The organism is Kitasatospora sp. NPDC003701 (genome assembly GCF_053587085.1).
In genome coordinates this window covers 21,001-46,612 of sequence record NZ_JBSFNM010000066.1, presented here as the reverse complement: position 1 = coordinate 46,612, position 25,612 = coordinate 21,001, and the positions used below count along the sequence as shown (strand labels likewise).

At 74.2% G+C, this 25,612-nt stretch carries 22 protein-coding genes; 10 read left to right on the top strand and 12 right to left on the bottom strand.

The genetic code is table 11. From position 1 onward, the window contains the following. Nucleotides 1-60 precede the first annotated feature (60 nt). Nucleotides 61-1,062: a GlxA family transcriptional regulator gene (locus ACWDRR_RS37460; protein WP_449776747.1), complete on the bottom strand. Its 1,002-nt coding sequence runs from the start codon at nucleotides 1,060-1,062 to the stop codon at nucleotides 61-63. Between the two features lie 123 nt (nucleotides 1,063-1,185). On the opposite strand from ACWDRR_RS37460, the gene ACWDRR_RS37455 reads away from it, so the two are divergent. The 3 genes from ACWDRR_RS37455 to ACWDRR_RS37445 all read left to right on the top strand — a co-directional run bounded on the left by ACWDRR_RS37455 (nucleotide 1,186) and on the right by ACWDRR_RS37445 (nucleotide 4,704). Next, nucleotides 1,186-2,106, top strand: coding sequence for an NAD-dependent epimerase/dehydratase family protein (locus tag ACWDRR_RS37455; RefSeq protein ID WP_449776746.1), 921 nt, complete (start codon nucleotides 1,186-1,188; stop codon nucleotides 2,104-2,106). A 152-nt stretch (nucleotides 2,107-2,258) separates the two neighbouring features. Continuing rightward, a complete protein-coding gene (locus tag ACWDRR_RS37450; RefSeq protein WP_449776745.1) occupies nucleotides 2,259-2,999 on the top strand; it encodes an HNH endonuclease family protein in 741 nt (246 codons plus the stop codon). Nucleotides 3,000-3,090: 91 nt separating this feature from the next. Beyond that, nucleotides 3,091-4,704: an alpha/beta hydrolase gene (locus ACWDRR_RS37445; RefSeq protein WP_449776744.1), complete on the top strand. Its 1,614-nt coding sequence runs from the start codon at nucleotides 3,091-3,093 to the stop codon at nucleotides 4,702-4,704. A 66-nt stretch (nucleotides 4,705-4,770) separates the two neighbouring features. Here the strand turns inward: ACWDRR_RS37445 and ACWDRR_RS37440 are convergent, their stop codons facing one another. After that, nucleotides 4,771-7,233 carry an ArnT family glycosyltransferase gene (locus tag ACWDRR_RS37440; RefSeq protein WP_449776743.1) on the bottom strand — a complete coding sequence of 821 codons (2,463 nt, stop codon included), beginning with the start codon at nucleotides 7,231-7,233 and terminating at the stop codon, nucleotides 4,771-4,773. 148 nt (nucleotides 7,234-7,381) lie between these two features. Continuing rightward, nucleotides 7,382-8,500, bottom strand: a complete 1,119-nt coding sequence (locus ACWDRR_RS37435) for an alpha/beta hydrolase (protein WP_449776742.1) — start codon at nucleotides 8,498-8,500, stop codon at nucleotides 7,382-7,384. A 143-nt stretch (nucleotides 8,501-8,643) separates the two neighbouring features. Here ACWDRR_RS37435 and ACWDRR_RS37430 point away from each other — a divergent pair, with 143 nt between their 5' ends. Beyond that, complete coding sequence (locus ACWDRR_RS37430) at nucleotides 8,644-9,639, top strand: hypothetical protein (protein WP_449776741.1); 996 nt, start codon at nucleotides 8,644-8,646, stop codon at nucleotides 9,637-9,639. A 90-nt stretch (nucleotides 9,640-9,729) separates the two neighbouring features. On the opposite strand, the gene ACWDRR_RS37425 is transcribed toward ACWDRR_RS37430, so the two are convergent. Both ACWDRR_RS37425 and ACWDRR_RS37420 read right to left on the bottom strand, forming a co-directional pair. Then, nucleotides 9,730-10,119: a winged helix-turn-helix domain-containing protein gene (locus ACWDRR_RS37425; protein ID WP_449776740.1), complete on the bottom strand. Its 390-nt coding sequence runs from the start codon at nucleotides 10,117-10,119 to the stop codon at nucleotides 9,730-9,732. After that, nucleotides 10,116-10,925, bottom strand: a complete 810-nt coding sequence (locus ACWDRR_RS37420) for a hypothetical protein (protein WP_449776739.1) — start codon at nucleotides 10,923-10,925, stop codon at nucleotides 10,116-10,118. The genes ACWDRR_RS37425 and ACWDRR_RS37420 overlap by 4 nt, the downstream gene beginning before the upstream one ends. Nucleotides 10,926-11,357: 432 nt before the next feature. Here ACWDRR_RS37420 and ACWDRR_RS37415 point away from each other — a divergent pair, with 432 nt between their 5' ends. Next, on the top strand, nucleotides 11,358-12,908 hold the full coding sequence (locus tag ACWDRR_RS37415) for a putative Ig domain-containing protein (protein ID WP_449776738.1): 1,551 nt from the start codon (nucleotides 11,358-11,360) through the stop codon (nucleotides 12,906-12,908). Between the two features lie 131 nt (nucleotides 12,909-13,039). Here ACWDRR_RS37415 and ACWDRR_RS37410 read toward each other — a convergent pair whose 3' ends face one another. Next, a complete protein-coding gene (locus ACWDRR_RS37410) occupies nucleotides 13,040-13,624 on the bottom strand; it encodes a DUF3885 domain-containing protein (protein ID WP_449776737.1) in 585 nt (194 codons plus the stop codon). Nucleotides 13,625-13,743: 119 nt separating this feature from the next. Between ACWDRR_RS37410 and ACWDRR_RS37405 the strand changes: the two genes are divergently transcribed. After that, the gene (locus ACWDRR_RS37405) at nucleotides 13,744-14,106 is read left to right on the top strand and encodes a hypothetical protein (RefSeq protein ID WP_449776736.1); all 363 of its coding nucleotides are present in this window, start codon (nucleotides 13,744-13,746) and stop codon (nucleotides 14,104-14,106) included. Nucleotides 14,107-14,170: 64 nt separating this feature from the next. On the opposite strand, the gene ACWDRR_RS37400 is transcribed toward ACWDRR_RS37405, so the two are convergent. Next, on the bottom strand, nucleotides 14,171-15,352 hold the full coding sequence (locus ACWDRR_RS37400) for an RICIN domain-containing protein (RefSeq protein ID WP_449776735.1): 1,182 nt from the start codon (nucleotides 15,350-15,352) through the stop codon (nucleotides 14,171-14,173). 728 nt (nucleotides 15,353-16,080) lie between these two features. Here ACWDRR_RS37400 and ACWDRR_RS37395 point away from each other — a divergent pair. Together ACWDRR_RS37395 and ACWDRR_RS37390 are read left to right on the top strand one after the other, a co-directional pair. Then, a complete protein-coding gene (locus tag ACWDRR_RS37395; RefSeq protein ID WP_449776734.1) occupies nucleotides 16,081-16,665 on the top strand; it encodes a SigE family RNA polymerase sigma factor in 585 nt (194 codons plus the stop codon). Continuing rightward, nucleotides 16,655-17,908: a hypothetical protein gene (locus ACWDRR_RS37390; RefSeq protein ID WP_449776733.1), complete on the top strand. Its 1,254-nt coding sequence runs from the start codon at nucleotides 16,655-16,657 to the stop codon at nucleotides 17,906-17,908. The genes ACWDRR_RS37395 and ACWDRR_RS37390 overlap by 11 nt, the downstream gene beginning before the upstream one ends. A 48-nt stretch (nucleotides 17,909-17,956) precedes the next feature. Here ACWDRR_RS37390 and ACWDRR_RS37385 read toward each other — a convergent pair whose 3' ends face one another. The 3 genes from ACWDRR_RS37385 to ACWDRR_RS37375 all read right to left on the bottom strand — a co-directional run bounded on the left by ACWDRR_RS37385 (nucleotide 17,957) and on the right by ACWDRR_RS37375 (nucleotide 21,843). Further along, nucleotides 17,957-18,655 (bottom strand): aspartate/glutamate racemase family protein, encoded by a 699-nt coding sequence (locus ACWDRR_RS37385; protein ID WP_449776732.1) that lies wholly within the window; start codon nucleotides 18,653-18,655, stop codon nucleotides 17,957-17,959. A gap of 73 nt (nucleotides 18,656-18,728) precedes the next feature. Next, nucleotides 18,729-20,639 carry a CocE/NonD family hydrolase gene (locus ACWDRR_RS37380; RefSeq protein ID WP_449776731.1) on the bottom strand — a complete coding sequence of 637 codons (1,911 nt, stop codon included), beginning with the start codon at nucleotides 20,637-20,639 and terminating at the stop codon, nucleotides 18,729-18,731. A gap of 265 nt (nucleotides 20,640-20,904) precedes the next feature. Further along, nucleotides 20,905-21,843 carry a hydrolase gene (locus ACWDRR_RS37375; RefSeq protein WP_449776730.1) on the bottom strand — a complete coding sequence of 313 codons (939 nt, stop codon included), beginning with the start codon at nucleotides 21,841-21,843 and terminating at the stop codon, nucleotides 20,905-20,907. A gap of 298 nt (nucleotides 21,844-22,141) precedes the next feature. Between ACWDRR_RS37375 and ACWDRR_RS37370 the strand changes: the two genes are divergently transcribed. Beyond that, nucleotides 22,142-23,263: a HoxN/HupN/NixA family nickel/cobalt transporter gene (locus tag ACWDRR_RS37370; RefSeq protein ID WP_449776729.1), complete on the top strand. Its 1,122-nt coding sequence runs from the start codon at nucleotides 22,142-22,144 to the stop codon at nucleotides 23,261-23,263. A gap of 237 nt (nucleotides 23,264-23,500) precedes the next feature. Here ACWDRR_RS37370 and ACWDRR_RS37365 read toward each other — a convergent pair whose 3' ends face one another. Together ACWDRR_RS37365 and ACWDRR_RS37360 are read right to left on the bottom strand one after the other, a co-directional pair. Next, on the bottom strand, nucleotides 23,501-23,770 hold the full coding sequence (locus ACWDRR_RS37365; protein WP_380572889.1) for a hypothetical protein: 270 nt from the start codon (nucleotides 23,768-23,770) through the stop codon (nucleotides 23,501-23,503). Nucleotides 23,771-23,777: 7 nt separating this feature from the next. Beyond that, nucleotides 23,778-24,002, bottom strand: a complete 225-nt coding sequence (locus tag ACWDRR_RS37360; protein ID WP_449776728.1) for a hypothetical protein — start codon at nucleotides 24,000-24,002, stop codon at nucleotides 23,778-23,780. A 462-nt stretch (nucleotides 24,003-24,464) separates the two neighbouring features. Here ACWDRR_RS37360 and ACWDRR_RS37355 point away from each other — a divergent pair, with 462 nt between their 5' ends. Then, complete coding sequence (locus ACWDRR_RS37355; protein WP_449776754.1) at nucleotides 24,465-25,451, top strand: helix-turn-helix transcriptional regulator; 987 nt, start codon at nucleotides 24,465-24,467, stop codon at nucleotides 25,449-25,451. The last annotated feature ends 161 nt before the right edge of the window (nucleotides 25,452-25,612 follow it).

The window sequence follows — 25,612 nt, the reverse complement described above, 5'->3', positions numbered from 1 at the left end:
CGGACACCGGCGCGGACACCGGCCCGGACACCGGCCCGGACACCGGGCCGGCAGCCGCGGTCACCGCGCCGGGCGGGCGAAGTGCGTGCGGTAGGTGCGCGGGGTCATGCCCACCCGCTGGAGCAGGTGACGGCGCAGCGAGTCGGCCGTGCCGAAGCCGGCGCGGCCGGCGACCAGGTCGACCGGGAGGTCGGTGGACTCCAGCAGCTCGCGGGCCCGTTCGATCCGCTGGGTGAGCAGCCACTGGAGCGGCGTGGCCCCGGCCTCGGCCAGGAAGCGCCGGTTGAGGGTGCGGACGCTGACCCCGGCGTGGGTGGCCAGGGCCGCGAGAGTCAGCGGCTCGTCCAGCCGCTCCAGCGCCCAGGCGCGGGTGGCGGCCAGCGAACGGCCGTCCGCCGCCGACACCGGGGACGGCAGGGCCTGCTCCTGGCCGCCGTCCCGGACGGCCGAGACCACCGCCAGCCGGGCCACCGCGTTGGCCACCGCGGCGCCGTGGTCGGTGCGGACCATGTGCAGGCAGAGGTCGATGCCGGCGGTCAGCCCGGCCGAGGTCAGCACCGGGCCGTCCTCGACGAACAGCGCCCGCGGGCGGACCCGGACGGCGGGGAACCGGTGCCCGAGCGCGCCCGCCTGCACCCAGTAGGTGGTGGCGCTGCGCCCGTCCAGCAGACCGGCCTGGGCGAGGACGAACGCGCCGGTGCAGATCGACGCGACGCGCGCGCCGCGGCGGGCCGCCGCGCGCAGGGCCGCCAGTACCCGCTCGTCCGCCTCGGTGCGGGCGCCGGAGCCCGTGACCATGACGGTGTCCGCCCGGGCCAGGGCGTCCAGGCCGTGCGGGACCACCACCTGGAGGCTGCCGGTGGACGCCACCGGGCCGGGGTCGGGGGTGCAGATCCGCACCTCGTAGGCGGGCCGGCCGTCCAGTTCGGCGGCGCCGAAGACGAGTTCGGGGATGGCGAGGTCGAAGGCGGTCACCGGTGGCACGGCGACGACCGCGATCCGGTGCGCCCCGGCCCCCGGCCCGTCCGGCGATGGTACGGGGGACGACGACGGTGACGGCATGGCCAGAACCTCCGGATGCGTGGCAGCCGGGTCCCTGTTCCCCCACCCCGCCCGGCCGCAGAGTGGATCACGGCGGCGCGCCCTGACGCCGCGACACCACCCCTGGCAACTCCGGAGCATCCCATGACCTTCCACGTCGTCGTCGGCGCGGGCCCCACCGGTACCGCGACCGCCCGCCGGCTCGCCGACGCGGGCGAGGCCGTCCGCCTGGTCACCCGGCGCGGCACCGGCCCCGAGCACCCCGGCATCGAGCGGATCGCCGCCGACGCCACCGACGCCGACCGGCTCACCGCGCTCACCGGGGGCGCGGCCACCCTGGTCAACTGCGCCGCGCCGCCGTACCTGCGCTGGCTGGAGGAGTTCCCGCCGCTCGCGGCCGCGCTGCTCACCGCCGCCGAGCGCACCGGCGCGGGCTACGTCCTGCTGGGCAACGCCTACGGCTACGGCCCGGTGGACGGCCGCATCGAGGAGGACCGGCCGGCGGCCCCGACCGGCCCCAAGGGCGTGCTGCGGGCGCGTCTGTGGGCCGATGCGCTGGCCGCGCACCGGGCCGGCCGGCTCCGCGCCACCGAAGTCCGGGCCAGCGACTTCCTCGGGGCGGGCGCCGGTTCGCTCTTCCAGTTCACGGCCGCGCCCGCCGTGGTGGCCGGCGAGCCGGCCTCCTACCCCGCCGACCTGGACGCGCCGCACAGCTGGAGCTACCTCGGCGACGTGGCCGCCACCCTGGTCGCCGCCGGCCGCGACGAGGCCGCCTGGGGCCGGGCCTGGCACGTGCCCAGCACCAGCGAGGCGTCCGCCCGCACGCTGGCCGGCCGGTTGGCGCGGGCGGCCGGCGTGCCCGGACCGCGGCTGTCCGCGGTGTCGGAGGAGGAACTGGCCCGGCTGGGCGAGAGCGACGAGCTCCTGGCCTCGATGATCGAGACGAACCACCTGCGCTACCGCCCGCTGCTGCTCGACTCGGCCCGGACGGAGCGGGTGCTGGGCGTCACGGCGACCCCCCTGGACGCCGTCCTGGCGGAGACGGCCCACGCGCTGCGGCGGTGACGGGCGGCGGGCGGACACCGGGCGGGCGCCGGGCGGGCGCCGGGTGTGAGCTTCGACATGCTCGAACGCTCCGCGCTGCGCCGCCTTGACGGTGTGTGGAGCGGCTGGTCTGCTGGGTCGCCGTCAGTCTCCCCCCAGCCCCGGAGTCCTCCGTGCCCGCCCGCCGCACCGCCCTGTCCGCCGCCACCGTCTTCCTGATATCCGCCCTGGCGCTGGCCGGCTGCTCCGGGGGTGCCGAGAAGCCGGCCGCCGGCTCCGCCGCCGGGACCAGCCCGCTGCAGAACCCCGACGGCACCAAGTCCGGCCTGGCGCCGCTGACCTCGCCCGAGGACCGCAAGGCCGGCCGGGACATCATCGCCAGGGTCGCGACCGCCGCCGCCGGGCCCAAGGACGGCTACGACCGCAACGAGTTCGGCCCGGCCTGGACGGACAACGTGGACGGCGTGCCGGGCGGCCACAACAACTGCGACACCCGCAACGACCTGCTGGCCCGGGACGGCCGCTCGGTCGAGCACAAGGACGGGTCCAGCTGCACGGTCACCGCGATGACCATCGACGACCCGTACACCGGGAAGACCGTCCGGTGGAGCAAGCAGCAGGCCTCGAAGATCCAGATCGACCATGTGATGCCGCTGTCCTACGACTGGCAGATGGGCGCGTCGAAGTGGGACAAGGCCAAGCGCGTCCAGATCGCCAACGATCCGCTCAACCTCGTCCCGGCGGACGGCTCGCAGAACGCCTCCAAGGGCGACTCCGGTCCGGCCACCTGGCTGCCGGCCAACACCACCGTCCGCTGCTCGTACGCGGTGCGCTTCGCCCAGGTCTCGCTGAAGTACCAGCTGCCCGTCACCGAGGCCGACAAGAAGGCCATGCTCCAGCAGTGCGACGGCTGACGAAACGTTCCGCCAGCCTTTGTCCGCATTCGTCGTCCGGTCCGTCGATCAGGAGATGACCGGTGTGATGACCGGGTGATATTCGTGTGCGGTGTACTCCAAGATCACCCGGTTCTCACGGCGCGCCCTGCCCGCCGCCGTCGCCGCCGCCCTCCTGGCCGGCTGCACCAGTTCGGCCGGATCCACCGACGCGGCCTCCGGCACACCGTCACCCGCCGCCACCTCCGCCACGCCGGCCCCGGCCACCCCGCCGACCCCGACGCCCAGGCCCACCGGCGAGGCGGACCCGGCCCTCAAGCCGTTCTACGGCCAGCAGATCGCCTGGGCACCCTGCGCCGACGACCCGAAGACCGAGAAGGTCGACGAGTCGGCGGTCCAGTGCGGCACGCTCAAGGTCCCGCTGGACTACGCCGGTCCGGCCGGCGACTCGATCGACGTGGCCGTCGTCCGCGTCCCCGCCGCCAAGCAGGACCGGCGGGTCGGCTCACTGCTGGTCAACCCCGGCGGGCCCGGCGGCTCCGGCGTCAGCATGGTCAAGCGCGACCCCAAGCAGTTCGACGGCCCGCTCCACGACCGCTTCGACACGATCGGCTTCGACCCGCGCGGCGTCGGCCTGACCGCCCCGGTCAACTGCCTGGACGACGGGGCCCGCGACGAGTGGGTCACCACCGACGCGCCGGGCGACGAGCACGGCAAGGTGCTCGCCGACGCCTGCCGGGCCAAGTACGCCAAGGTGCTGCCGTTCATCGGCACCCGCAACACCGCCCGTGACATGGACGTCCTGCGGGCCGCCCTGGGCGACCCGAAGCTCAACTACTTCGGCATGTCCTACGGCACCTACCTCGGCAGCCTCTACGCCGAGGAGTTCCCCGACCGGGTCGGCCGGCTGGTGCTGGACGGCGCCGTCGACCCGTCCGTGCCACTGACCGAGCACAACATCGAGCAGTACGCGGGGTTCGAGCGCTCGCTCCGGGCCTTCGCCGCGTACTGCGCCAAGCAGGACCAGTGCCCGCTCGGCAAGGACCAGGCCAAGGCCGCCGACAAGCTCGCCGACTTCCTCGACGGGCTCAAGCAGAAGCCGCTCACCACCACCGACGGGCGCACCCTCACCGCCAACGCGGCCTGGGTCGGCGTCGTCGACAGCCTCTACGGTGACGAGAAGGCCTGGGACTCCCTGCGCAACGACCTCGGCTGGGCGATGGTCCGGGGCAAGGGCGACTACCTGCTCGCGCGCGCCGACGGCTACAACCACCGTGACAAGGACGGCCACTACGGCGCCTCGCCCGACGCCTACACCGCCATCCACTGCGCCGACGGCGCCACCGGCGCCCCGACCGGTGAGGCGCTGCAGGCCGCGTACGCCGAGCTGGCGGCCAAGGCCCCGCTGATCAGCCGGCACGAGCCGAGTGCGGCGCTGTTCGACCCCGACTGCCGGGCCTGGCCGTTCCGTTCCGCCGAGCAGCCGCACCCGATCACGTCGAAGAGCGCGGCGCCCATCGTCGTGGTCGGCTCGACCGGGGACCCGGCGACGCCCTACGCCTGGGCGGAGAAGCTCACCGCCCAGCTCGGCAACGCCGTGCTGCTCACCCGTGAGGGCGAGGGCCACACCGGCTACGGGTGGAGCACGTGCGTCCGCACCTCGGTCGACGCCTTCCTGACCGACGGCACCGTGCCGGCCGCCGGGACGCGCTGCCCGACCGACTGATCCGCGCCGCACGAAGGGGACGCACCGCCGGCGGGCGGTGCGTCCCCTTCGTCGTCCTCCGTCGGCTCAGGAGCTCGGCGGCTGGGTCAGGTCGTAGAAGGTGGAGCCGCCCACCGTCTTCGCGGTGTAGTGGCTCTCCACCCAGGCCTCGATCCGGGCGGTCTGCGACTCCTGGCCCGCGCCGTCCGCGCCGGTACCCGCGACGGCGCCGCCGACCGCGGCTGCACCGGCCTCGCCACCGGTGGCGCTGCCCGCGCCGACCGCCCGGCGCGAGCCGCCGCCGATGTACCAGTGCACCTTGCCCTCCCGGACGTACTGCTTGAAGGCGTCCAGGCTGAGCGACGGGTCGGTGCTGTTGAAGCCGCCGAGGGCCATCACCGGTACGCCGGAGGCGAGTTGGTAGCTCGCGGCGTTCTGCGAGCCGCTGGTCGCGGCGGCCCAGGTGTAGTGGTCGGCGTCCTGCTCCAGCGCGGCGGCGGCCTCCTCGCTCACCGCGGCGCCGTTCAGCAGCCCGCCCATGCCGCCGGGGGCCCCGCCGCCCGTCCCGCCGAAGCCGCCCGTCCCGCCGAAGCCGCCGGCCCCGCCGAAGCCGCCGCGCCCGTTGCGTCCGCCGGTGCCGCCGGTGCCGCCGGTGCCGTCCGTACCGGGCTGTCCGTTGCCGCCCGCGCCGTTCGACCCCGCTGCGCCGCCCGCTGCCCCGCCCGGGGCGCCGCCGGGGAACTGCCCCGGAGCGCCGCCCTGGCCGGGGGAGACCTGCTGCCCGTTGATGAAGAACCGGCCGTCGCCGCCCGGCGGCATCCCGCGCATCCCGCCCGGGCCCATGCCCCGGCCGCCCGCGACCGCCGGACCGGCCGTCACGATCGAGCCGGTGTGCGCGGTGTTCACGGTGTCGACCGCGTACGCCGCCGGACCGCCCAGCGCCGCCGCCAGGCCCACCAGCCCGACGGTCGTGGCGAGCCGCGCCGCCAGCCGCCCGGCCAGCAGCAGCGCCGCCCCGGCCGCGAGCCCGCCGACCAGGACCGCCCAGCGCAGCCACGGCAGGAACTCCGCGCTGCGCCCGAGCAGCACGTACGCCCAGACCGCCGTCACCGCGAGGGTGACGCCCAGCACCGCCGCGTACGGCAGCCGGTGCCGGACCCGCCAGAGCCCGTCGACGCCCATCCCGACCAGCGCCGCGACCGCCGGGGCCAGCGCCACCGTGTAGTACTGGTGGAAGATGCCGGACATGAAGCTGAAGGTCAGCGCGGTGCAGACGAGCCAGCCGCCCCAGACCAGGAAGGCCGTCCGGGCGGTGTCCGTGCGGGCGTAGCGACGGGTCGCCCAGAGGCCGAGCAGCAGCAGGATCAGCGCGGCCGGCATCAGCCAGGCGATCTGCCCGCCGATGTCGCCGTCGAACAGCCGGGTGAGGCCGGTCTCGCCCCAGCCGCCGCCGCCCATCGCGCGGCCGCCGCCGGGCGGTGCCTCGCCCCCGCCGAGGAAGCGGGCACCGCCGCCGACGCTGCCGGTCTCGTCGCCGTTGAGCCGGCCGAGGCCGTTGTAGCCGAAGGTGAGCGAGAGGAAGCTGTTGTCCTGCGAGCCGCCGATGTACGGCCGGGCCGAGGCCGGCACCAGCTCGACCACCGCCACCCACCAGCCGCCGGCGACCACCATGGCCAGGCCGGCGGCCAGCAGTTGCCGCACCCGCCGCCAGAGGCCGGTGGGCGCGACCACCAGGTAGATCAGCGCGAAGGCGGGCAGCACGAGGAAGGCCTGGAGCGTCTTGGTGAGGAAGGCCAGCCCGAACATCACCCCGGTGAACACCAGCCACCGGGTGCCCGCCGCCTCGGTGGCCCGCAGCAGGCCGTACGCGGCCAGCGTGAGCAGCAGCACCAGCAGCGCGTCCGGGTTGTTGAAGCGGAACATCAGTGCCGCCACCGGGGTCAGCGCCAGCGCGGTGCCGGCCAGCAGACCGCCGAGCGCGGAGAAGCGCCGGCGCACCGCCGCGTACAGGGTGGCCACGGTGGCGACCGCCATCAGCGCCTGCGGGGCCAGCACCGACCAGGAGGAGAGGCCGAAGAGGCGGGCGGAGAGTGCCATCGGCCAGAGCGCCAGCGGCGGCTTGTCGACGGTGATGAAGTTCCCGGCGTCCGAGGAGCCGTAGAAGAAGGCCTTCCAGCTCTGGCTGCCGGCCTGGGCCGCCGCCGAGTAGAAGGAGTTGGCCCAGCCGGAGGCGCTCAGGCCCCAGAGGTAGAGGACGGCGGTGGCGGCCAGCAGGGCCAGCAGCGCGGGCCGCACCCACCGCGGGTCGTCGGCGCGGCCGCGCAGGGAACGGGCCGGCAGGGTGCGCAGCCGGCCGGCCCAGGACGCCGGGCCCTTGGGGCCGGCGGCGGGCGGCGGGCACGGCGGGAACAGCGCTTCGGCCGTGGCGGTGGCGGCCGCCGGTCCGGGGCCGGGTGCGTCGGGGGCCGGCTGCGGCGCCTCCGGCGGCGGGTAGTTCGCGGCCTCGGGCCACGGTTCGCCGGCCGGCGGGGAGAAGCTGGTCGTGGTCATGGGCGCTACGCTCGGGCGCCCGGCTGAGAGGACCGTGAGACCGGGGTGTGAGCCGCCTCTAATCCTGCCGGAGACCGCGGAAACCACGCGGACGGCCGAGCGCGGGCGCCCCCGGCGGGTGCCGCCGGGGGCGGGGCCGGGGTGTGCGCTAGGCCGCCTGGGGCATCGTCAGGTGCTTGCCCAGCCACTCCATCGCCGGCGGGATCTCCCGCGTCCAGGTGTGGAAGTTGTGCCCGCCGGTGTCCAGGGTGATGGTGGAGAGCTTGGTCGGCGCCTTGAAGGCCTTCACCATGTCCTGGGTGGCGTCGTAGTTGTTCTCGTCGTGGGCGGTGGCCAGCAGCAGCGAGACGGGCGCGGCCGGCTGGTTCCGCAGCCGCCACAGCAGGTCGTTCTCCTGCTTCAACTGGCTGTTGCCGCCGAAGAGGTCACCGGTGGTCTCGTCGATCGGCGCGGTGTAGTAGCCGGAGAGGGAGACGGCGGCCCGGTAGGCGTCCGGCTTGCGCAGCGCGAACTTCAGCGCGCAGTAGCCGCCGGTGGAGTTGCCGATCACGGCCCGGTTGCTCGGGTCGGTGCCGATCCGGTAGGTGGTGCCGAGCGCCTTGGGCAGGTCGCTGGTGAAGAAGGTCTCCACCTGCGGGCCGTTCGGGACGTCCACGCATTCGGTGTCCCGGTTGTTGACCAGGGTCGGCCGCATCATCACCAGGATGGTCGGCGGGAGCTTCTTCTGGTCGATCGCCTCCAGGGCGGAGGCCGGGTACTGCATCAGCGAGATCAGCTTCTCCGGGGTGCCGGGGTAACCGGCCAGCACCAGCGCCATCGGGAACTTCCGCTGCGCGAACTCCGGCTGGAAGTACTGCGGCGGCAGGTAGACGAACCCGTCGGTGCTCAGCCCGCTGCCGGCTCCTTTGACGGCGACCTTGTGGATCAGGCCGACCCGCTCCGGGTTGGAGCCCTGCTGGGCGTAGAACTTCTGCTCGCCGGTGATGGCGACGGCGGCGTTCGGCTGGTGGTCGACCACCGTGCCCGGCCCGCCGTTGGTGCCCAGGAGGTCGGTCCAGGAGCTGTAGAAGCCGAAGTAGCCGTTGGCGATCAGCCCCATCGCGACCAGCACCGAGATCTGGGTGGCGAGGAAGGCGCCGATCCGCCCGAGCCAGGCCTGCCAGCTCCGCCCGCCGAATCTCGGCCAGAGCCACATCGTGGCGGCGAAAACGCCGATCGCGAGGAGGGAGGCGATGATCTGGAGGGGGAGTCCCGTAAGCCTGAGCACGTGCCTGATCGTAGTTGACCGTCCCCGGCGCTCCGTGCGCCCCCATGTGCGCCCCGTCCACGCCTCAATGCGCCTCTTGTACGCCCTGTTGACCGCGTCCCGTTGGCTCGGGATCATGGCGGCGGGGAATGCACGGAGCGTGCATGAGAGATCACCGGGGGAGCGGCATGAAGTCCTTCACCAAGGTCGGCCTGGCGGCCGGCGCAACGCTGCTGCTGGCAGCGTGCTCAAGTGGGGGGTCGGGGGGAGCGGACGCCTTCGGGATGGGGCCGGGCAAGACCGGCCCGCCGTCCGCGAGCGCCAGTGCGAGCCCGAGTCCGAGCCCGACGCCCACACCGACCCCGACGCCGACCAAGCCGCCGTACGGCCCGGTGCTGGTGGGCTACATCGACCCGGTCAACGCCGCACTCGCCAAGCTCAACGCCTCCGCCGGCCTGGACGCCTTCGCCACCGTGCTCCAGGAGGCGGCCACCGCCGCGAACTCGGCGAGCAGCGGCCTCGGCCTCGCGGGTGAGCCGGCCACCGTCACGACCGCGCGGCGCCAGCTGGTGACCGCTCTCGGCCAGCTGTCCACCGACCTCACCAAGATCCGCAGCGACATCAAGGCGAAGAACGTCTGCGCCACCACCTCGGCCTTCGCCGAGGTGGGCCTGTCCGAGGGCCTCAAGGCGCTGCCCGCCGCCCTCGCCCAGATGGCCGCCGCCGGCTACCCCACCACCTTCAACGTCCCGCAGGCGCCGCCGCTCCAGACCCGCTCCCTGGACAGCGGCACCATGGTCCGCTCGGGCCGCCTCAAGGGCGAGGGCGTGCTCAACGTCGACAACGGCGGCAGCTCCGACGCGGTGGTCTCGCTCGCCCAGAACGGCAAGTCGATCCACTCGGTCTACGTCGGCAAGGGGAAGAAGGCGTCCATCGAGGGCGTCGAGGACGGCACCTACGACGTCTTCTTCGCCGGCGGCGTCGACTGGGACCCGACGCTGAAGGCGTTCACCCAGAGCTGCGACTTCAGCAAGTTCGACGACACCATGGCCTTCGAGACCGGCCGCACCTACACCTCGTGGTCCATCACCCTCCAGCCGACGGTCGGCGGCAACGCCAAGACCAGCGACGTGGACGAGGAGACCTTCCCACAGCCGTAGCGGGGTCGGGCCCGCAGCACGGCGCCGCCGGTCGCATCGACCGGCGGCGCCGTGCTGTGCGGTGGGCGGCCGCCGTCGGGCTCCGGCCCGTCACGCCGCCGGCGGCTCCGTCGGCGGCCGGTACGAGTCCACCCGCCGGACGAGCTCGCGCAGGGCCCGCAGCTCCCGGTCCAGCGCGTGGGCACCCTCGGGGGTCAGGCTGATCCAGGTCCGCGGGCGGCGGCCCGCGTAGCCCTTGACGACCGCGACCAGTCCGGATTCCTCCAGGACCTTCAGATGGCGGGACAGATTGCCGTCGGTGACGCCGAGCTGGCCCTTCAGGAAGCCGAACTCGACGCGGTCGGCCTCGCGGGCGACGGTCAGGACCCCGAGCCGCACCCGCTGGTGGACGGTGTCGTCGAGGTCCTGCGTGGGGTGCGGTCCGTCGCTCTCGTCCGGTTCGCCGCTGCCCGGCTCCTCGGGCGCCTCTGCCGTGCTCATGGGGCGACCGTACTGGACGCGGCCGGGCCGGCGGCGGCCCGGCGGCGGGCGCCCGTCCACTGGGCCAGTCCGGCCCCCAGCAGGATCGCCGCGAGCAGGAACGCCTTCAGCTGCGGGCCGTTCGCCCAGCCGGCGCCGTCCGACTCCGCCCACGGGATCCAGCCGCTGCCCCAGGGGGCCCCGAGGTAGGCGGTGAGCAGTGCGATGTGGGCGAGGGCCGCGCCCACCACGGCCTTGCTGCGCTCGACCACGCCGAGGGCCAGGAGCCCGACGCCGACCACGTACCAGGGCGAGGCGTAGCTGTTCGCCAGGAAGGAGACCGCGACCGGCTGGTCCCGGAGGAAGAGCAGGGCGAGCAGGACGGCGGCCACCAGACCGGCCGCGCCGATGCCGGCGCCGAGCCACGCGCCGCGGCGGGGCACGATCCCCCGCTCCTCGCCGCGCCGCCGGTACCAGCGGGCCACGGCGAGCCAGGCCAGGGGGAGCAGCGCGAACCACACGCCCCAGCCCGCGAAGCGCAGGACGGCTCCGTCGAACTCGCCGGCCAGGCACGGCGCGTCCGGCGCGTGGGGCACGCAGAGGCCGGTCAACTCGGCGTAGGCGAAGGCCGCGTAGGAGGTGACGTCGCGCCCGTGGGCGCCGAAGTTGAACGCCTGCCGGGCGAACGGCACGGCGGCCAGTGCGAGCAGGCCGAAGCCCAGCAGCGGCACCCCGGAGCCCCCCAGCCGGGAGCGGGCCCGGGTGCGCAGGCCCTCCGTGTCGGCCAGCAGCTCCGCGGGGCTCCCCGGCCCGGTCGTGATGCTCATCTCCGGTGTTCCCATGATCTTCCCCCTGGCTTTCGCGCCGTGCCGGTGCGGATACGGGCGGCGCTCCCCGGCGCCCCCGGTAACTTTGCAACGCAAAGTACATGGCAGTCAAGAGTTGCTGGTGGGGCAGAGCTTCTGGTCGGACACAGAGCTGTCGCACCGTCAGGCCGCTCTCGACCGGCGGCGCGGGCGTGCGGTGCGAGCGTGTGGTGCACATCTCGAACCGGTTCGGCGGAAGGGCAGTTGGGGCCGCGTACGGCTGCGACCTCGGGTGATGGGTCGCGGCGGCGGTGAATGCCGTGGCGACGGCGCGGAATCGACGGCGCGAGTTCTGTCGGCATGGTTGACCTTGTTGAAGTGGCCATGGCACTTTCGTGCGGCGCGGGCGTCCGCGACCGGTCGTACGCCCCGCAATCCCCCACAAGGAGAAGCATGTTCAAGAGACTTGCCGCCATCGCCGGCGCAAGCGCGGTCGTCGCAGGTGGGCTGACCTTCGCCGCCACCCCCGCCCAGGCGGTCCAGGCCGGCGACCTCACGTCCACCATCGCGCTGAGCAACTGCTCCGCCTCGCTGGTGCGTTACCCCTCGTCGGTGGACACCGACCGGGCCCTGATGCTCACCAACGGACACTGCCTGCCGACGATGCCGTCGGCCGGGCAGGTCATCCAGAACCAGAGCGCCAGCCGCAGCGGCACGCTGCTCAACTCCGCCGGATCCTCGCTCGGCACCGTCCAGTCGGACAAGGTGCTCTACGCGACCATGACCGGCACCGACGTCGCCCTGTACCAGCTGACCGACACCTTCGCGTCCATCACGTCGAAGTACGGCGCGACCGCGCTGACGATCAGTGACACGCACCCGGTCGACGGCTCGGCGATGTACATACCCTCCTCGTACTGGAAGCAGGTGTGGAACTGCTCGATCAACGGGTTCGTCGACACCCTGCGCGAGGACGAGTGGACCTGGCACGACTCGCTCCGCTACAGCGCCGGCTGCAACACCACGCACGGCACGTCCGGTTCGCCGATCGTCGACGCCGCCACGAAGAAGATCGTCGGCATCAACAACACCGGCAACGACGACGGCCAGATGTGCACCCTCAACAACCCGTGCGAGGTGGCGGCCGACGGCACCACCAAGGCCACCAAGGGCCAGAGCTACGGCGAGGAGACCTACTGGTTCACCACCTGCCTCGGCAGCGGCCGGGTCATCGACCTCAACGTCAGCGGCTGCCTGCTCACCAAGCCGGCCGGCAGCAGCAGCGTCTCGGTGACCAACCCGGGCAACCAGACCACCGCGCTGAACGGCTCGGTGAACCTGCAGATCTCGGCCTCCGGCGGCACCGCGCCGCTGACCTACTCGGCCACCGGCCTGCCGGCCGGCCTGTCGATCAACGCCTCGACCGGCAGGATCACCGGCACCGCGACCACCGCCGGCACCTCCAACGTCACCGTGACCGCGAAGGACGCGGCGAACAAGACCGGCACCGCGAGCTTCACGTGGACGGTCTCCGGCGGCGGTGGCGGCACCTGCACCCCGGCGCAGCTGCTCGGCAACGCCGGCTTCGAGACCGGTAGCGCCGCGCCGTGGACGTCGTCCAGCGGCGTCGTCGACAACAGCGCCTCGCAGGCCGCGCACGGCGGTTCGTGGAAGGCGTGGCTGAACGGCTACGGCTCCACCCACTCGGACAACCTGGCGCAGACGGTGACCATCCCGGCCGGCTGCAAGGCGACGCTGAGCTTCTACCTGCACGTCGACACCGCGGAGTCCGGCTCCACGGTGTACGACAAGCTGGCCCTGACGGTGAACGGCACCGCGCTGAAGACCTTCTCCAACGTGGACGCGGCGGCCGGCTACCAGCTCCGGACCTTCGACCTCTCGTCCTACGCGGGCCAGTCGGTCACGGTGAAGTTCGCCGGCAGCGAGGACGCCTCGCTGCAGACCAGCTTCGTGATCGACGACACCTCGGTGCAGACCGGCTGAGGTAGCGACAGGTGATCGTCGGCCGCCCGGAGCCCCTCCGGGCGGCCGACGCACGGACGGTCCGGCGCGCCTCGCCTTCGGCGGCGTCCGGCCCCGGCCCCCACCGACGGCGTCGTGACCGACCGCGCCCGTCAGAATCCGTCCGGGTGCCGCGAGAGCCAGTCGGCGTGCCGTCCGCGAAGTCGGTCGCGTTCCCCGGGGCCGGTGAGCAGGACGTCGGCGCCGCCGTCGTAGGGGTGGTGGACGCGTCGCATCAGGGTGTCCGTGATCAGCACGTCCGCGACGGCGTCGTCGGCGACCGCGCGCAACAGGCGGTCCAGGCAGCCGCGTCGCCAGGTGCGCCGGGTCACGAAGAGGTGCTGGTGCGTGCGGAACCTCGGATCGGGGTCGTCCGTCACCAGCAGTGTCTGCCAATGGCCGGCGCGCGGTCGACGCCGCGGCAGGTCCGGGCCGGTCGTCCAGGCGGACGTCACCAGGTGGACGTCCTGCCCGGCGAACAGCTCGTCCAGCACCGTGTTGTAGCGCTCCAGGACGACGGCGTACTCGCCCTCGTCGTCCGGGTAGCGCTTCGACTCCGGGAGGCTGTGGAAACGCACCCACACCTCCCCGTACGGGTCGCCGACCAGGTGGCCGATCGGCGGGGCGGCGGGCCACCGGCTCCGCCACAGCCCGGTCAGGTCCGGTTGTGCGTCGTGGACCAGCCGCGGAAGCCTCACGCGGCCGCCTCCGGGGCGGTCGTGTTCGGCGGGTCGTCGCTCATCGGGCGAGTCTACGGCGGTGGACGGGCCCGGTCCGGCCTCTGGCGCGGCCGGCCGACCGGGCCCACACTGCGGGCATGCGGATGAGGCTCGTGGCCGGTCTGGTCGTGGTGGCGGCGGTGTCGGGGTGCGGCGGAGCGGCCGTCACGACGGCGTCGGCCGGTCCGCCGTCGGTCGACCCGTTGGCGGACTGCGTGCTGAGCATCACGCCCTGGTTGCAGACGTACCTCGACGGCGGCACCGACCTCGGCGACTACCAGGAGATGGGCCTGTCCAGTGCCCAGGGCGGCGCGCTCCGCGACCTCCAGCACCGGGCCGCGGCCCTCAGGGCGCAGGGGCCGCTGCCGCCCGACTGGGCGGCCACGGAGGTGCGGCGGGCGTGCGCCGCGATCGTCGCGGCCAGGGCGACCGTGACCGCGAAGCCGACCGGCTGGCCGTGAGCGCCGACGGGGCCGCCCCGGTCGGAACCGGGGCGGCCTCGGGGTCGTACGGCGTCGGACGAGGTCAGTAGGAGAAGGCCCACTCCTGGGTCGGGATGCCGTAGTAGGTCCACTGCTGGGCCAGGGCGCCGTCGGTCTTCAGCGAGTTGTCGATCTCCAGCGCCTTGCCGCTGTTGCGGTTCTTCAGCGCGTAGCCGGCCGTGCCCTTGACCAGGTCCCACTTCTGCGTGGCGATGCCGGCGTAGCCCCACTGCTGGGCGGGCGCGCCGTCGGTCTTCAGCGAGTCCGCGATCTCCAGCGCCTTGCCGCTGTTGGAGTTGACGACCTCCCAGCTGTCGCCGACCCAGTGGAAGATCCAGCGCGAGGTGGGCATGTCGTAGCAGGTCCACTGCTGGGCGCGGGCGCCGTTGACCAGCTGCGAGTTGTCGATCTCCAGGCACTTCCCGCTGTTGGCGTTGACGAGCGGGGTCTTCCAGTCGGTCGCGCGGACCTGCTGGATCCAGCTGCCGAGGTCGTCGACGCGGACGCCGGCGGCGCCGCTGTGCGCGGTCTCGGTGCTGCCGAGGCAGCCGTTCTGCCAGGAGCGGCTGGTGACGCCCGCCAGCTCCGCCTTGCCGTTGACCGTGCGGACCGCCGGGCTCCCGGTGTCGCCCTTGCAGACGGCGGCGGCGGTGCCGGCCTTGGGGGCGATGTCGAGGCCGGCCGGCTTGACGGCGGCGACGGTGAAGGCGGCGCTGTGCAGCTGGTCGGGCAGCCACTCCGTGGCGGTACGGCCGTAACCGGGCACCTGGAGCTCCTCGCCGAGGGCCGGCGCGGTGGTGGAGACGGCCAGCGGGGTGATGTCGGTGACCGGGTTGACCAGGCGGGCGAGGACGAGGTCGCGGTCGGGGCGGGGGACGAGCTCGACCACGTCGCGGACCTGGCCCGCGGTCGTGGTCAGGTCGGTGCGGCCGACGGTGACGGTGGTCGGCAGCACCGGCTTCCCGGCGGGGACGGTGGACGGCTGTTCCGGGTTGTCGGCGAAACAACTCGCAGCGGTGATCACCCAGAACTGGTCGACCAGGGCCCCGGTGCAGGCGCGCTTGCCGTTGCCGATGTCGATCTTGGCGGTGAACGCGTAGGAGCCGTTCGGCGCGGCGTCGCCGACGACGGCGCCGGCCTGGGTGGGGGCGGCCAGCAGCCCGCCGGTGGCGGTGGCGGCGAACAGGGCGGTCAGCCATGCGGCGCGCGGACGCGAAAGAGACATGATGGTGCCTACCTTTGGCGGTCGAGGACGTGTGGACACGCGGCAGAGGGTCGGTTCCGCCGCGCGTTCGTCTCGAACGGCTCGGGTCGGTCGGTGTCGGAAACCGGTGGAAGCGGTGACGGCAGCGGGACCGCCGTCACTTCCGCCGGAACCGATCCGGAGAATTCCCCCATGGTGATTCATCCCCCCGTGCGTGGAACACCCGCGTGACGCCGAGAAAGCCGTGGGCGGACCGCGATGGACCCGGCCCCGCCCCCCGGCGTCGGCGTGCAGAGAGGACGGCCACCGGCCCCGGTTCCCGGGCCCCGGCGGCGGCTCGACCTCTGCGTACGTGGACGTGCTGATCATTCGTACCACGGCCCGTCGGCGGCCGGAAAGGAAGAATTCCGGCCACCGCGGCCGAGCGGCACTGCCTGGGCGACCGTGCTGTTCCGGCCAGCTTTCGGCCGATTCCTCCCGCCGGTCCGCAGGAATTCCGGCGGGGCGAATACGACTGGTTCGCCACCGAATCGGCCGGTCCCGAACACCGTGATCGTGCACGTGCGGCTCCGGCACCGCCCCGGGCCGCCACATGCCGAAACGGCCCGCTCCACCGGCCGGCGGGCGGCACCGCCCACAGCACGCGCGGAGCGCCCCCGAGGTCCGGGCCGCAGGCGGTGGCGGCGGCCCGGCGGAGGTCGTTGTCCGAGGGCTGCCACACGACGGGGGGTCAACGGCGTTAGAAGGGCATGGACCAAACACCGAGCGCGGACACCCCGGCCGAGGCGCCGCCGCCCGAGTTCCCGGACTTCGTCGCGTCCCGGGGGCGGCACCTGCTGCGCACCGCCTTCCTGCTCACCGGCGGCGACGCGCACCTGGCGGAGGACCTCGTCCAGGAGGCCCTCGGCCGGATCTTCGTGAAATGGCGCCGGATAGCCCGGCTCGACAACCCGAGCGGCTACGCCCAGACCGTGCTGGTCAACACCTTCCTCTCGCACCGGCGCCGGCGCAGCAGCTCCGAGCGGGTCGTGGACGCCGTCCCCGAGATCGCCGTCGACGACCCGGACCCGGCGCTGCGGCTGACGCTGCTTCGGGCGCTGGGGGAACTGCCGGCCCAGGACCGGGCCGTGCTGGTGCTGCGGTTCTGGGAGGACCGCAGCGTCGAGGAGACGGCGGCCGCGCTGCGCCTGAGCGGTACGGCCGTGCGCTCCCGGAGCAGCCGGGCGCTGGCCCGGATGCGCGACACACTCGGCGACGACTTCGCCGCCGTCCGCCCGGGGTCGGGCGAGCCGGGCCCCACCACCGAGAAGGCGGTGCTTCGCCGTGTCAGTTGACGACGAGTTCGAGGGCGGCCGCACGGACGCCTTCCGGGACGACTTCGCCCGTGCCCTGCGCGGTGCGGCCGCCCTGGCGCCGGAGCCGGCGGTGCACCTGCTCACCGTGGGGGCCGAGCGGCGCGGCCGGCAGCGGCGGAACCGGCGGCGGGCGCTGGTGGCCGGCGGGCTGGCGGTGCTGGTCCTGGCCACCGGGGGCTTCGTGGTGGGCGCCGGCGGGTCGGACGCGGCCGGGCCGGCGGAGCCGGCGGTGCACATGTCCTCCGAGGAGGTGGTGCGGCTGGTGAGCGGCCTGCTGCCGCCCGGCGCGGTCAAGGTGATGTACGCGGGGACACCCGGCGTGCCCGGGGGCACCGGCGACCCGTACGAGACCGGCGGCACGCTCGCCTTCGACGACGGCAAGGGGGAGAGCTGGATCTCCTTCACCGTCGACCGCACCGAGCTGCTGCCGGCCGCGGGCGCCGTCTGCATGGACCCGTTCAGCATGCCGCAGGACTCCTGCGAGCGCACCGAGGCTCCCGACGGGTCCGCGGTGGTGATCGACAAGCTCCGGGACCGGAATCACGCGGACCACCGGGAGTGGCGGGCGACCTGGGCGGCGGCGGACGGCCGCCGGGTCCAGATCATCGAGCACAACGGCCAGCCGTCCGCGTCCAACCGGGAGAACCCCCCGCTGGACGCCGAGCAGCTGCGCGCCCTGGTGACCGCGCCGGCCTGGGAGCGGGTCCTGGACGCGCTCCCGGCGCGGGCCAACCCGCCCGGGCCGTCGCGCCCCGCCGCGTCGCCGAGCACCGAACAGGGCCCGTCGGCGGCCGAGTTGATCGCCCGGGTGGCCCCGCTGCTCCCGCCGGGCGCCACCCACACCGTGGTGCGGGGCGGTGAGGGCGCCAACCTGCTGGTGGCGTTCGAGGAGCGCGGCAGCCTGCTCTCGGTGTTCGTGGAGCCGCCCGGTGCGCGGGGGCTGGCGGAGCGGAGGGCCGTGGAGGAGGGCGTCCCGACGCCGCTGGAGGTCCACGAGCTGCTGCCCGACGGGACGCTGGTGGTGCTCAACCGGTTCGGGAACGGCAAGACCGCCGTCGACCCGGTCCTGCACTGGGTGGCCACGGCGTACTTCCCGGACGGTCGGCAGGTGTTGGTCTCCGAGCAGAACGGCGAGAACGGCTACACCGCCCGGCCCGGTACGCCCGCGCTGAGCCTCGACCAGCTCAAGGCGATCGTCACCGACCCCGCCTGGCGGTCCTGACCCGCGGGCCCCGCGCCGCCGCACCGGGGACGGCGGCGCGGGGCCCGGCTACGCCCTGTCCGCGAGCGCCGCCTCGACGGCGGCCTCGGCGTGCAGGCGGGCGGTCGGGAAGAGCGGCACCGCGCTGTCCTCGTCGCGGACCAGCAGCTCGATCTCGGTGCAGCCGAGGATCACGCCCTCGGCGCCGGCGGCGACCAGCTCCTCGATCACCCGCCGGTACGCCGCGCGCGACTCCTCGCGGACGACGCCGAGGCAGAGCTCCTCGTAGATCACCCGGTGGACGAGGGCGCGCCCGTCCGTGTCGGGCACGAGGACGGTGAGGCCGTTCGCCTCCAGCCGGCCCCGGTAGAAGTCCTGCTCCATCGTGAACGCCGTCCCCAGCAGGCCGACCCGGCGCAGCCCGGCGGCCCGGACGGCGCCGGCGGTCGCGTCGGCGAGGTGGAGCAGCGGCACGGAGACGGCCGCCTCGACCTGGTCGGCCACCCGGTGCATGGTGTTGGTGCAGATCAGCAGCAGCTCGGCGCCGGCCGCCTCCAGCGAGCGCGCCGCGTCGGCGAGGACTTCGCCGGCCTCCGTCCAACGGCCCTGCGTCTGAAGGCGTTCGATGTCGGCGAAGTCGACGGAGTGGAGCACCAGCCGGGCGGAGTGCAGCCCGCCGAGCCGCGCGCGGGTGAGCTGGTTGAGCGTCCGGTAGTACTCGGCGGTGGACTCCCAGCTCATCCCGCCGATCAGGCCCAGTGTCTTCATGGGCGTATATAAACACTTCTGGGCTGTGAAGGAAAAGATATAAGGCTTACTTTGGGTCATCTGTGGGGCAGGACTACGGCGCGTCGCGGGGGATCTGCTGTTGCCAGTCGCGGGTGAAGACGACGTCGCCGCCCTCGAGGGCGGTCAGGCGGGTGTGGGCGAGGAAGTGGGTGGGGGTGCAACGGAGTTCGGTGCGGGTCTGGAGGGTGACGTCCCAGCCGATGGCGGGGCGTTCCAGGCGGACGGTGCGGTCGCTGCGGGCCTGGGCGCTGGTGGGGGCGGCGGTGAGGATCCGGTAGGCGGTGACGGTGTGCTCGTCGCGGACCAGGCCGTCGGGGTGGGTGCGGGTGCCGTCGGTGGCGGGGGAGAGCTCGGTGCGCCACTCGTGGCGGGCGATGTCGTGGACGGTGAGGCGTTCGGGGCGGGCGGTGAGCGGCTCGGTGACGTGGACGGGCGGCGGGAGCGGGAGGGTGGGGGAGGCGAAGGCGACGGGGGCGGCGCCGGCGTCGGCGGCGAGGTGGCGGACGGGCAGGGTCAGGGTGCTGTGGGAGGGGTCGAGCCCGAAGCCGGCGGGTTCGGGGTCGGGCCAGAACCACGGCCAGTAGCTGGAGGAGAGCGCGAGCCTGAGGCGGTGGCCGGGCGGGACGGTGTGGCCGGTGGCGGCCAGTTCGACGGTGACGTCCGGCGCCGGCGGGGCGGTGAGCAGGGCGCCCCGGGTGACCAGGGTGGAGGTGCCGTCGGGGGCTACGTCGCAGAGGCGGGCGACGACCGGGCCGGTGGCGGCGGAGGGCCGCAGCCGCAGCCGCAGGGACGGGGCGCCGAGGAGTTCGAGCGGTTCGGGCAGCGGAAGCGAGTCGAAGCAGACCGAGCGCCCGTCCTCCTCCCGCTGGTCCGGCGGCCGGTCGGCGGGGCGGCCGAGCGGGACGTACGCGCCGGCGTTGAGGCCGGTGTGCTGCGGGGAGCGGACGTGGACGTGGCGGTCGTCGGAGGCGGTGCCGGCGGTGCGCAGCGGGCCGTCGAGGCCGTAGCGGACGGCGCGGACGTCGGGCGAGGGCCAGGGGTCGTCGGCGGTCCAGCGGGTGCCGATCCAGCTGCGCAGGGCCGGGGTCCGGAGCGCGCCGCTGTCGGCGTCCTTGAGCCAGTGGTCCCACCAGCGCAGCGTCTCGGGCAGGACGTCGTCCGGCAGGCCGTGCGCCCAGGGGCCGAGTACCGCGCGGACGGGGACGCGGTCGGTCCCGGCGGCGAGCAGGCGCAGGACCGCCGCGCAGGACGGGTCGCCCCAGCCGGCGACGGCGAGGGTGGGGACGGCGGCGGTGTCCGGCAGGGCGCCCCAGCCGGCGGCGAGCCGGGCGGGGAAGGCCGGCTCCAGGGCGTCGAGCCGCTCCCGCCACATCGCCCGCCAGTCGTCGCCGACGTACTGCGGGTCCGGCGGGCGGGCCGCGTCGGCGAGCCGGGCGGTGGCGCGGGCGTGGAGGTCGGCGGCGAGGGCGGCGCCGCCGAGGCGGTGGCCGCCGTCGGGGCAGGCGGCGACCACGGCGTGCACGGCGCCCGGGGCGCGGGCGGCCAGCCGCAGGGCGGTGGCACCGGCCGGGCCGGTGCCGAGCAGGCCGATCCGGCCGGTGCACCAGGGTTCGGCGGCGAGCCGGTGCAGGAGCTCGACGCCGTCGGCGAGTTCCCGGCCGTCGCCGGTGCGGTCGTCGCCGCCGTCGGTGCGGTCGTCGTCGCCGCCGTCGGGCCGGCCGCCGGAGTTGCCGTGGCCGCGGGTGTCGACCCGGACGGAGGCGTAGCCGTGGCCGGCGTACCAGGGGTGGCGGCGGGCGTCGTCGTCGGCCGTCCAGTCACTGAGGCGCCCGGCGGAGTACTCCAGCACCACGGGGACGGGGTCGTCGGTCACCGGGCGCCAGAGGCGGGCGAAGAGCTCGGTGCCGTCGGGCAGCGGGACTCGTACGTCCTCGCGGACGGTGCGGTAGGGGTACGAGGGCATGGCCGCTCCCATCGAGTCCCGGATCGGCGGGGCCCCGGTGGCGGGAGTCCCGCTCGGCGGGCCACGGTGCGGGGCGGGCCCGGTGGCCCGCCCGCGCCGCAGGCGTCAGCAGTCCGACCCTAGGGGAGGATGCCGCCGATGTCCTGATGGGAGCCGGGGCCCTGACGGGAGCCGGGGCCCTGGCGTGAGCCGGCGCCCTGGCGGGAGCCGGCGCCCCGACCGGGGCCGACGCCCCGACGACGAGGGGCGGGCGGGTGCCCGGGTGTCAGGCCTTGCTGAGCCAGGCGGTGGCGTTGAGGGCGAGGGCGGCGTTGGTGCCCGCCGGGTCGTTCCAGCCGTCGTAGAGGGTGTTGCCGGACTGCCCGGTGCCGTCGTCCGCCGGGGAGCTGTCGCCCCAGATCGCGACCCGGCCGCTGCCGTAGCCGCTGGTGACGAAGAAGGCGCCGGTGGTGCCGCTGTAGCCGGTGCGGTAGAGCAGGCCCTTGACCGAGGGGTTGTCGGCGGGCTTCAGCGTGAAGGTCGTGCCGGAGCGCAGGATCGAGCCGGTGACGGTGCCGAAGGGGCCGTGCAGGACGGGGTCGGCGGCGTCGTTGACGGCGCGCGGGTTGTCGGTGGAGATGTTCTTGACGTCGACGCTGAAGCCGAAGGGGTCGTTGTTGTTCACCCCGTTGTTGGTGAGCAGGTCGTTGATGACGGCGGGGGAGTCCCAGCCGTCGTTGTTGCGGTCGCTCTGGTTGTGGTCGGAGATGAGGAAGAGCCCGCCGCCGTTCTGCACGAAGCGGATCAGGGCGGCCTTCTCGGCGGCGCTGAAGCGGATGTTCGGCTCGGGCACCACGAAGGTGTCGAAGTTGGCGAGGTCGAGCGCGGCCCCGGTGCCGTAGCTGATGGTGGAGCCGGCCGGGAGGGTCTTGAGGCTGTACTGGCCGGTCTTCTGCAGGGCGACGCCCCAGGCGGAGAGCGCGCCCGTCCAGCTCTTCTCGGTGCTGGGGTTGGCGTTCTGGGCCAGCGGGTCGGGCTGGCTGGTGGAGATGATCCAGTCGGCGTTGCCGGCGGTCTCGGCCTTGGTGTTGTCGAACAGCACGCGGTGGGGGGCCGCGGCCGCCGCGGTGGGGGCGGGGGCGGTGCCGGGGGAGGCCGTGGCGGTGGGGGCCAGGCCGGTGAGGCCGACCGTGAGGAGGGCCGGGGCGGCCAGTGCGGCAGCCATTCTCATGCGGATCATATGCCGTTCCTCCGTGGGGAGTTGAGGTTTCGGCGCCCGAGTATTCGCGCGTAGAACCTGAGTATCCGCGCGGAGGTGGGGGCGGTGAAAGCCTTCGGAGGTTACGAGGATTTGTACGGTACATGACGATCTTTGGGAGGAAGGGGGTGCTCCCGGAATGCGCCCCTCGCGCGCCGTCGGGTATTCGGCCGCCCCCCATCAGTAATTGCGTATGACTTGCAAGTGCTTCCGTCGCGAGGGAAAGATGGCCCAGCTCCGCACGCTCCCCCGAAAGGACGACACGATGTCCAGCCCCGCCGCAGGTGCCACCGCCGTCAGATGGCGCGACCGGCTCACCCGTGAGGAATGGGTCCGCCTGGCCGGTATGGGCGGCTTCATCCTCGCGCTGCACGTGATCGGCTGGTTCACCCTCCTCGCGGTCATCGCCCCCGAGCACTACGACGTCGGCGGCCAGGTGTTCGGCGCCGGCATGGGCCTCACCGCCTACACCCTGGGCATGCGGCACGCCTTCGACGCGGACCACATCGCCGCCATCGACAACACCACCCGCAAGCTGATGGGCCAGGGCAAGCGGCCGCTCTCGGTCGGCTTCTGGTTCTCGCTGGGCCACTCCTCGATCGTCTTCGGCCTCTGCGCGCTGCTCGCCTTCGGCATCCAGTCCCTGGCCGGGCAGGTCGAGTCCGACGACTCCACCCTGCACGACACGACCGGCCTGATCGGCGTCACCGTCTCCGGGACGTTCCTGCTGCTCATCGGCCTGATCAACCTGGGCGCCTTCAACGGCATCCTCAAGGTGTTCCGCAAGATGCGCGAGGGCGAGTTCGACGAGGCCGAGCTGGAGCAGCAGCTCGACAAGCGCGGCTTCATGAACCGCATCCTGGGCCGGGTGACCAAGGCCGTCACCAAGCCCTGGCACATGTACCCGGTCGGCCTGCTGTTCGGCCTCGGCTTCGACACCGCGACCGAGGTCTCCCTGCTGGTCCTGGCGGGCGGCGCGGCCGCGTTCCAGCTGCCCTGGTACGCGCTGCTGGTGCTGCCGGTGCTGTTCGCGGCGGGGATGAGCCTGCTGGACACCATCGACGGCTCGTTCATGAACTTCGCCTACGAGTGGGCGTTCTCCAAGCCCGTCCGCAAGATCTACTACAACCTGACCGTCACCGGTCTCTCGGTGGTGGTCGCGCTCGTCATCGGCTCGATCGAGCTGATCGGGCTGCTCGGCGAGAAGCTGGAGATCACCAGCGGGCCGGTCGCCTGGATCGGCGAGCTGGACCTGAACTTCGTCGGCTACGCCATCGTCGGCCTCTTCGTGCTCACCTGGGCGGCGGCGATCGCCTACTGGAAGCTCGGCAGGGTCGAGGAGAAGTGGTCGGCGGGCCTGGCGGCCGCGGCGGAGAAGACCGAGTAGCCGCAGGTCCGGCGGCGGAACGACGGCGGGCCGGCCCGGGGTGGGGGACCCCGGGCCGGCCCGCCGTGCTGTCCGTCCGCGCCCGTGCCGGAGCCGTGATCCGCCCCCAGGTGGTGCCGGCGTGGGTCCGATGTGCCCGGCCGGTGGAGGCGAGCGCTCGAAATCGGCCAAATTTCCGAGGGGTGGGGATCGGTGGAAACCCCTACGGAAGGCCGGAAAGCGGCCGGGGCGACGCGGTCAGGGCATCGCGGGCGCGAAGCGGCCGGTCGGTCCGGCCGCCAGCGTGCGGTCGAGCAGGGCCAGCGCCCGCAGCTCGGCCACGCCCTGGTCCGGGGCCCGGACGTACAGCACCAGGCCCACGCCGCCCGGGACGGCGCAGGCGCGCACGTGCTCCAGCCCGTCGCCCGGCCCCGCGCACCCCCACAGAGCTGCCTGGACGTCGGCGGCCCCCGCCTCGCCCGTCGGCGCGGCGGAGACCTCCAGGAGGGTCAGGTGGACGGAGAACACCGAATGGTCAGTCCCAGCCGATGCCGGGGGTGCCGGTGGCGTTGACGTCCCAGCCGATCGCCCCGGGCAGCGCGACGTCCCAGCCGATGCCGTCCCCGGCGGCCGCGTTGCCCGCCGGGGCGGCGGCAGCGGTGGCGGGGGTGGACGGCTGGGCGGCGAAGGCGGGCGCGGCGGCGGTGGCGAGGGAGAGTGCGAGGGCGGCGGCGGCGAGCAGCCGGACGGTCTTGGGCACGACGGTTCCTGTTCTGGGCACAGTGGTTCAGGGCGCGAAGGGGCGGATCGCGGGGCGGTGGACAGGCGCGGGGCGGTGGAGCGCGGGGAGGGTGCACGCACGGGGAATCCTCCCGGTGGCGGGCCTTCGGCGGGAAGGGCGGCAGCGGGCAGCAACAGGACAGGCAGCAAGCTGCAACCGGCTGGCGGAAGCGCCGGCCGGCCCTTCGGCCGGACCTCCGCGCGGCGCCCGGGGCCGGCGTCCGGGGGCGCTCGCCGGGCCCGCCCCCGGTGCCCCCGCGGCGGAGCCCGGGGCGGCACTCCCGCAGCGCTCCGGCAGGGCTGTCGGCGTGGTTCCCCGGCGCGGGCCGGTGTACACCCGAGTCGCTTGACCGGATCATGCCTTGTGACGCCGGAGTCACGGCGCAAGGATCGAGCCGCGGATCGCCCGATAATCCCATTGCGACGATCAGGGGTCGTGGAAGTGCTGGAACTGCTGGGGCTCGACACCACCGCGGAGGCCGTCTACCGCGAGATGCTGGCCGACCCCGAGGGTGGCGTCGTCGAGCTCTGCGAGCGGCTCCGGCTGCCCGAGCGCGCCGTCCGGGAGGCCCTGGACCGGCTCGCCGACCTCACCCTGCTGCGCGCCTCCCGCGAGCGCCCCGGGGCCTTCTGGCCGGTCAGCCCGGAGCGCGGCCTGGAGCTGCTGCTGCGCCGTCAGGAGGAGGACCTGGCCCGGCGCCAGCAGGAGCTGGCCGTCTCCAAGGCGGCGGTGGCACGGGCGGTGGCCGAGTACGCGACGCTGCGCGCGAGCACCCTGGTGGACGGCGGCGAGCGGCTGGTCGGCCTGGACGCCATCCAGGCCAAGCTGGAGGTGCTGACCGCCCGGCTGACCTCCGAGTGCCTCGCGGTGATGCCCGGCGGCGCGCAGTCCGCGGCCAGCCTGGCCGCCTCCCGGCCGCTGGACGAGGACGCCCTGGTGCGCGGGGTGAGCCTGCGCACCATCTACCAGGACAGCGTCCGCAACGACCCGGAGACCCTCGGGTACGCGCAGTGGATGACCGGTCTCGGCGGCCGGGTGCGCACCGCGCCGGTGCTGCCGCCCAGGATGCTGGTCTTCGACCGGTCCACCGCCGTGGTGCCGATCGACCCGGAGAACACCCGGCTCGGCGCGCTGTGCACCGAGGAGCCGGGCATCGTCGCCTCGCTGGTCGCGCTCTTCGAGCAGACCTGGGAGACGGCCGTCCCGCTCGGCACCCACCGGGCCGAGGACGCCGGGACGGGCCTGAGCGCCGGCGAGCGCGAGCTGCTGCGGCTGCTCTCCACGGGGCTCACCGACGACGCGGCGGCCAAGCGGCTCGGCGTCTCGGTGCGGACGGTGCGCCGGCAGATGGCCGCGCTGATGGAGCGGCTGGACGCGGGCAGCCGGTTCGAGGCGGGCCTGAAGGCGGCTCAGCGGGGTTGGCTGTAGGGCCGGTCGACGCGGCGGCCCCCGGCCGGACGGCGTCGTGACCGGCCGTCGGGCGACGCCCGCCGGGCCGGTCGCCGCCCGGTGCCCGGGCCGTCCGGGGCGCCCGCGACCCGCCGGTCGGCGCCGAAGCTGTCGTGCACGTCACAGCTTCGGGTGCGATC

Coding starts and splice junctions, on each gene's coding strand:
- ACWDRR_RS37370 (WP_449776729.1), top strand. CDS start 22,142: ATGTCCAGCCCCGCCGCAGGTGCCACCGCCGTCAGATGGCGCGACCGG.
- ACWDRR_RS37375 (WP_449776730.1), bottom strand. CDS start 21,843: ATGGCTGCCGCACTGGCCGCCCCGGCCCTCCTCACGGTCGGCCTCACC.
- ACWDRR_RS37455 (WP_449776746.1), top strand. CDS start 1,186: ATGACCTTCCACGTCGTCGTCGGCGCGGGCCCCACCGGTACCGCGACC.
- ACWDRR_RS37425 (WP_449776740.1), bottom strand. CDS start 10,119: ATGAGCACGGCAGAGGCGCCCGAGGAGCCGGGCAGCGGCGAACCGGAC.
- ACWDRR_RS37415 (WP_449776738.1), top strand. CDS start 11,358: ATGTTCAAGAGACTTGCCGCCATCGCCGGCGCAAGCGCGGTCGTCGCA.
- ACWDRR_RS37405 (WP_449776736.1), top strand. CDS start 13,744: ATGCGGATGAGGCTCGTGGCCGGTCTGGTCGTGGTGGCGGCGGTGTCG.
- ACWDRR_RS37440 (WP_449776743.1), bottom strand. CDS start 7,233: ATGACCACGACCAGCTTCTCCCCGCCGGCCGGCGAACCGTGGCCCGAG.
- ACWDRR_RS37420 (WP_449776739.1), bottom strand. CDS start 10,925: ATGAGCATCACGACCGGGCCGGGGAGCCCCGCGGAGCTGCTGGCCGAC.
- ACWDRR_RS37400 (WP_449776735.1), bottom strand. CDS start 15,352: ATGTCTCTTTCGCGTCCGCGCGCCGCATGGCTGACCGCCCTGTTCGCC.
- ACWDRR_RS37380 (WP_449776731.1), bottom strand. CDS start 20,639: ATGCCCTCGTACCCCTACCGCACCGTCCGCGAGGACGTACGAGTCCCG.
- ACWDRR_RS37395 (WP_449776734.1), top strand. CDS start 16,081: ATGGACCAAACACCGAGCGCGGACACCCCGGCCGAGGCGCCGCCGCCC.
- ACWDRR_RS37385 (WP_449776732.1), bottom strand. CDS start 18,655: ATGAAGACACTGGGCCTGATCGGCGGGATGAGCTGGGAGTCCACCGCC.
- ACWDRR_RS37430 (WP_449776741.1), top strand. CDS start 8,644: ATGAGAGATCACCGGGGGAGCGGCATGAAGTCCTTCACCAAGGTCGGC.
- ACWDRR_RS37460 (WP_449776747.1), bottom strand. CDS start 1,062: ATGCCGTCACCGTCGTCGTCCCCCGTACCATCGCCGGACGGGCCGGGG.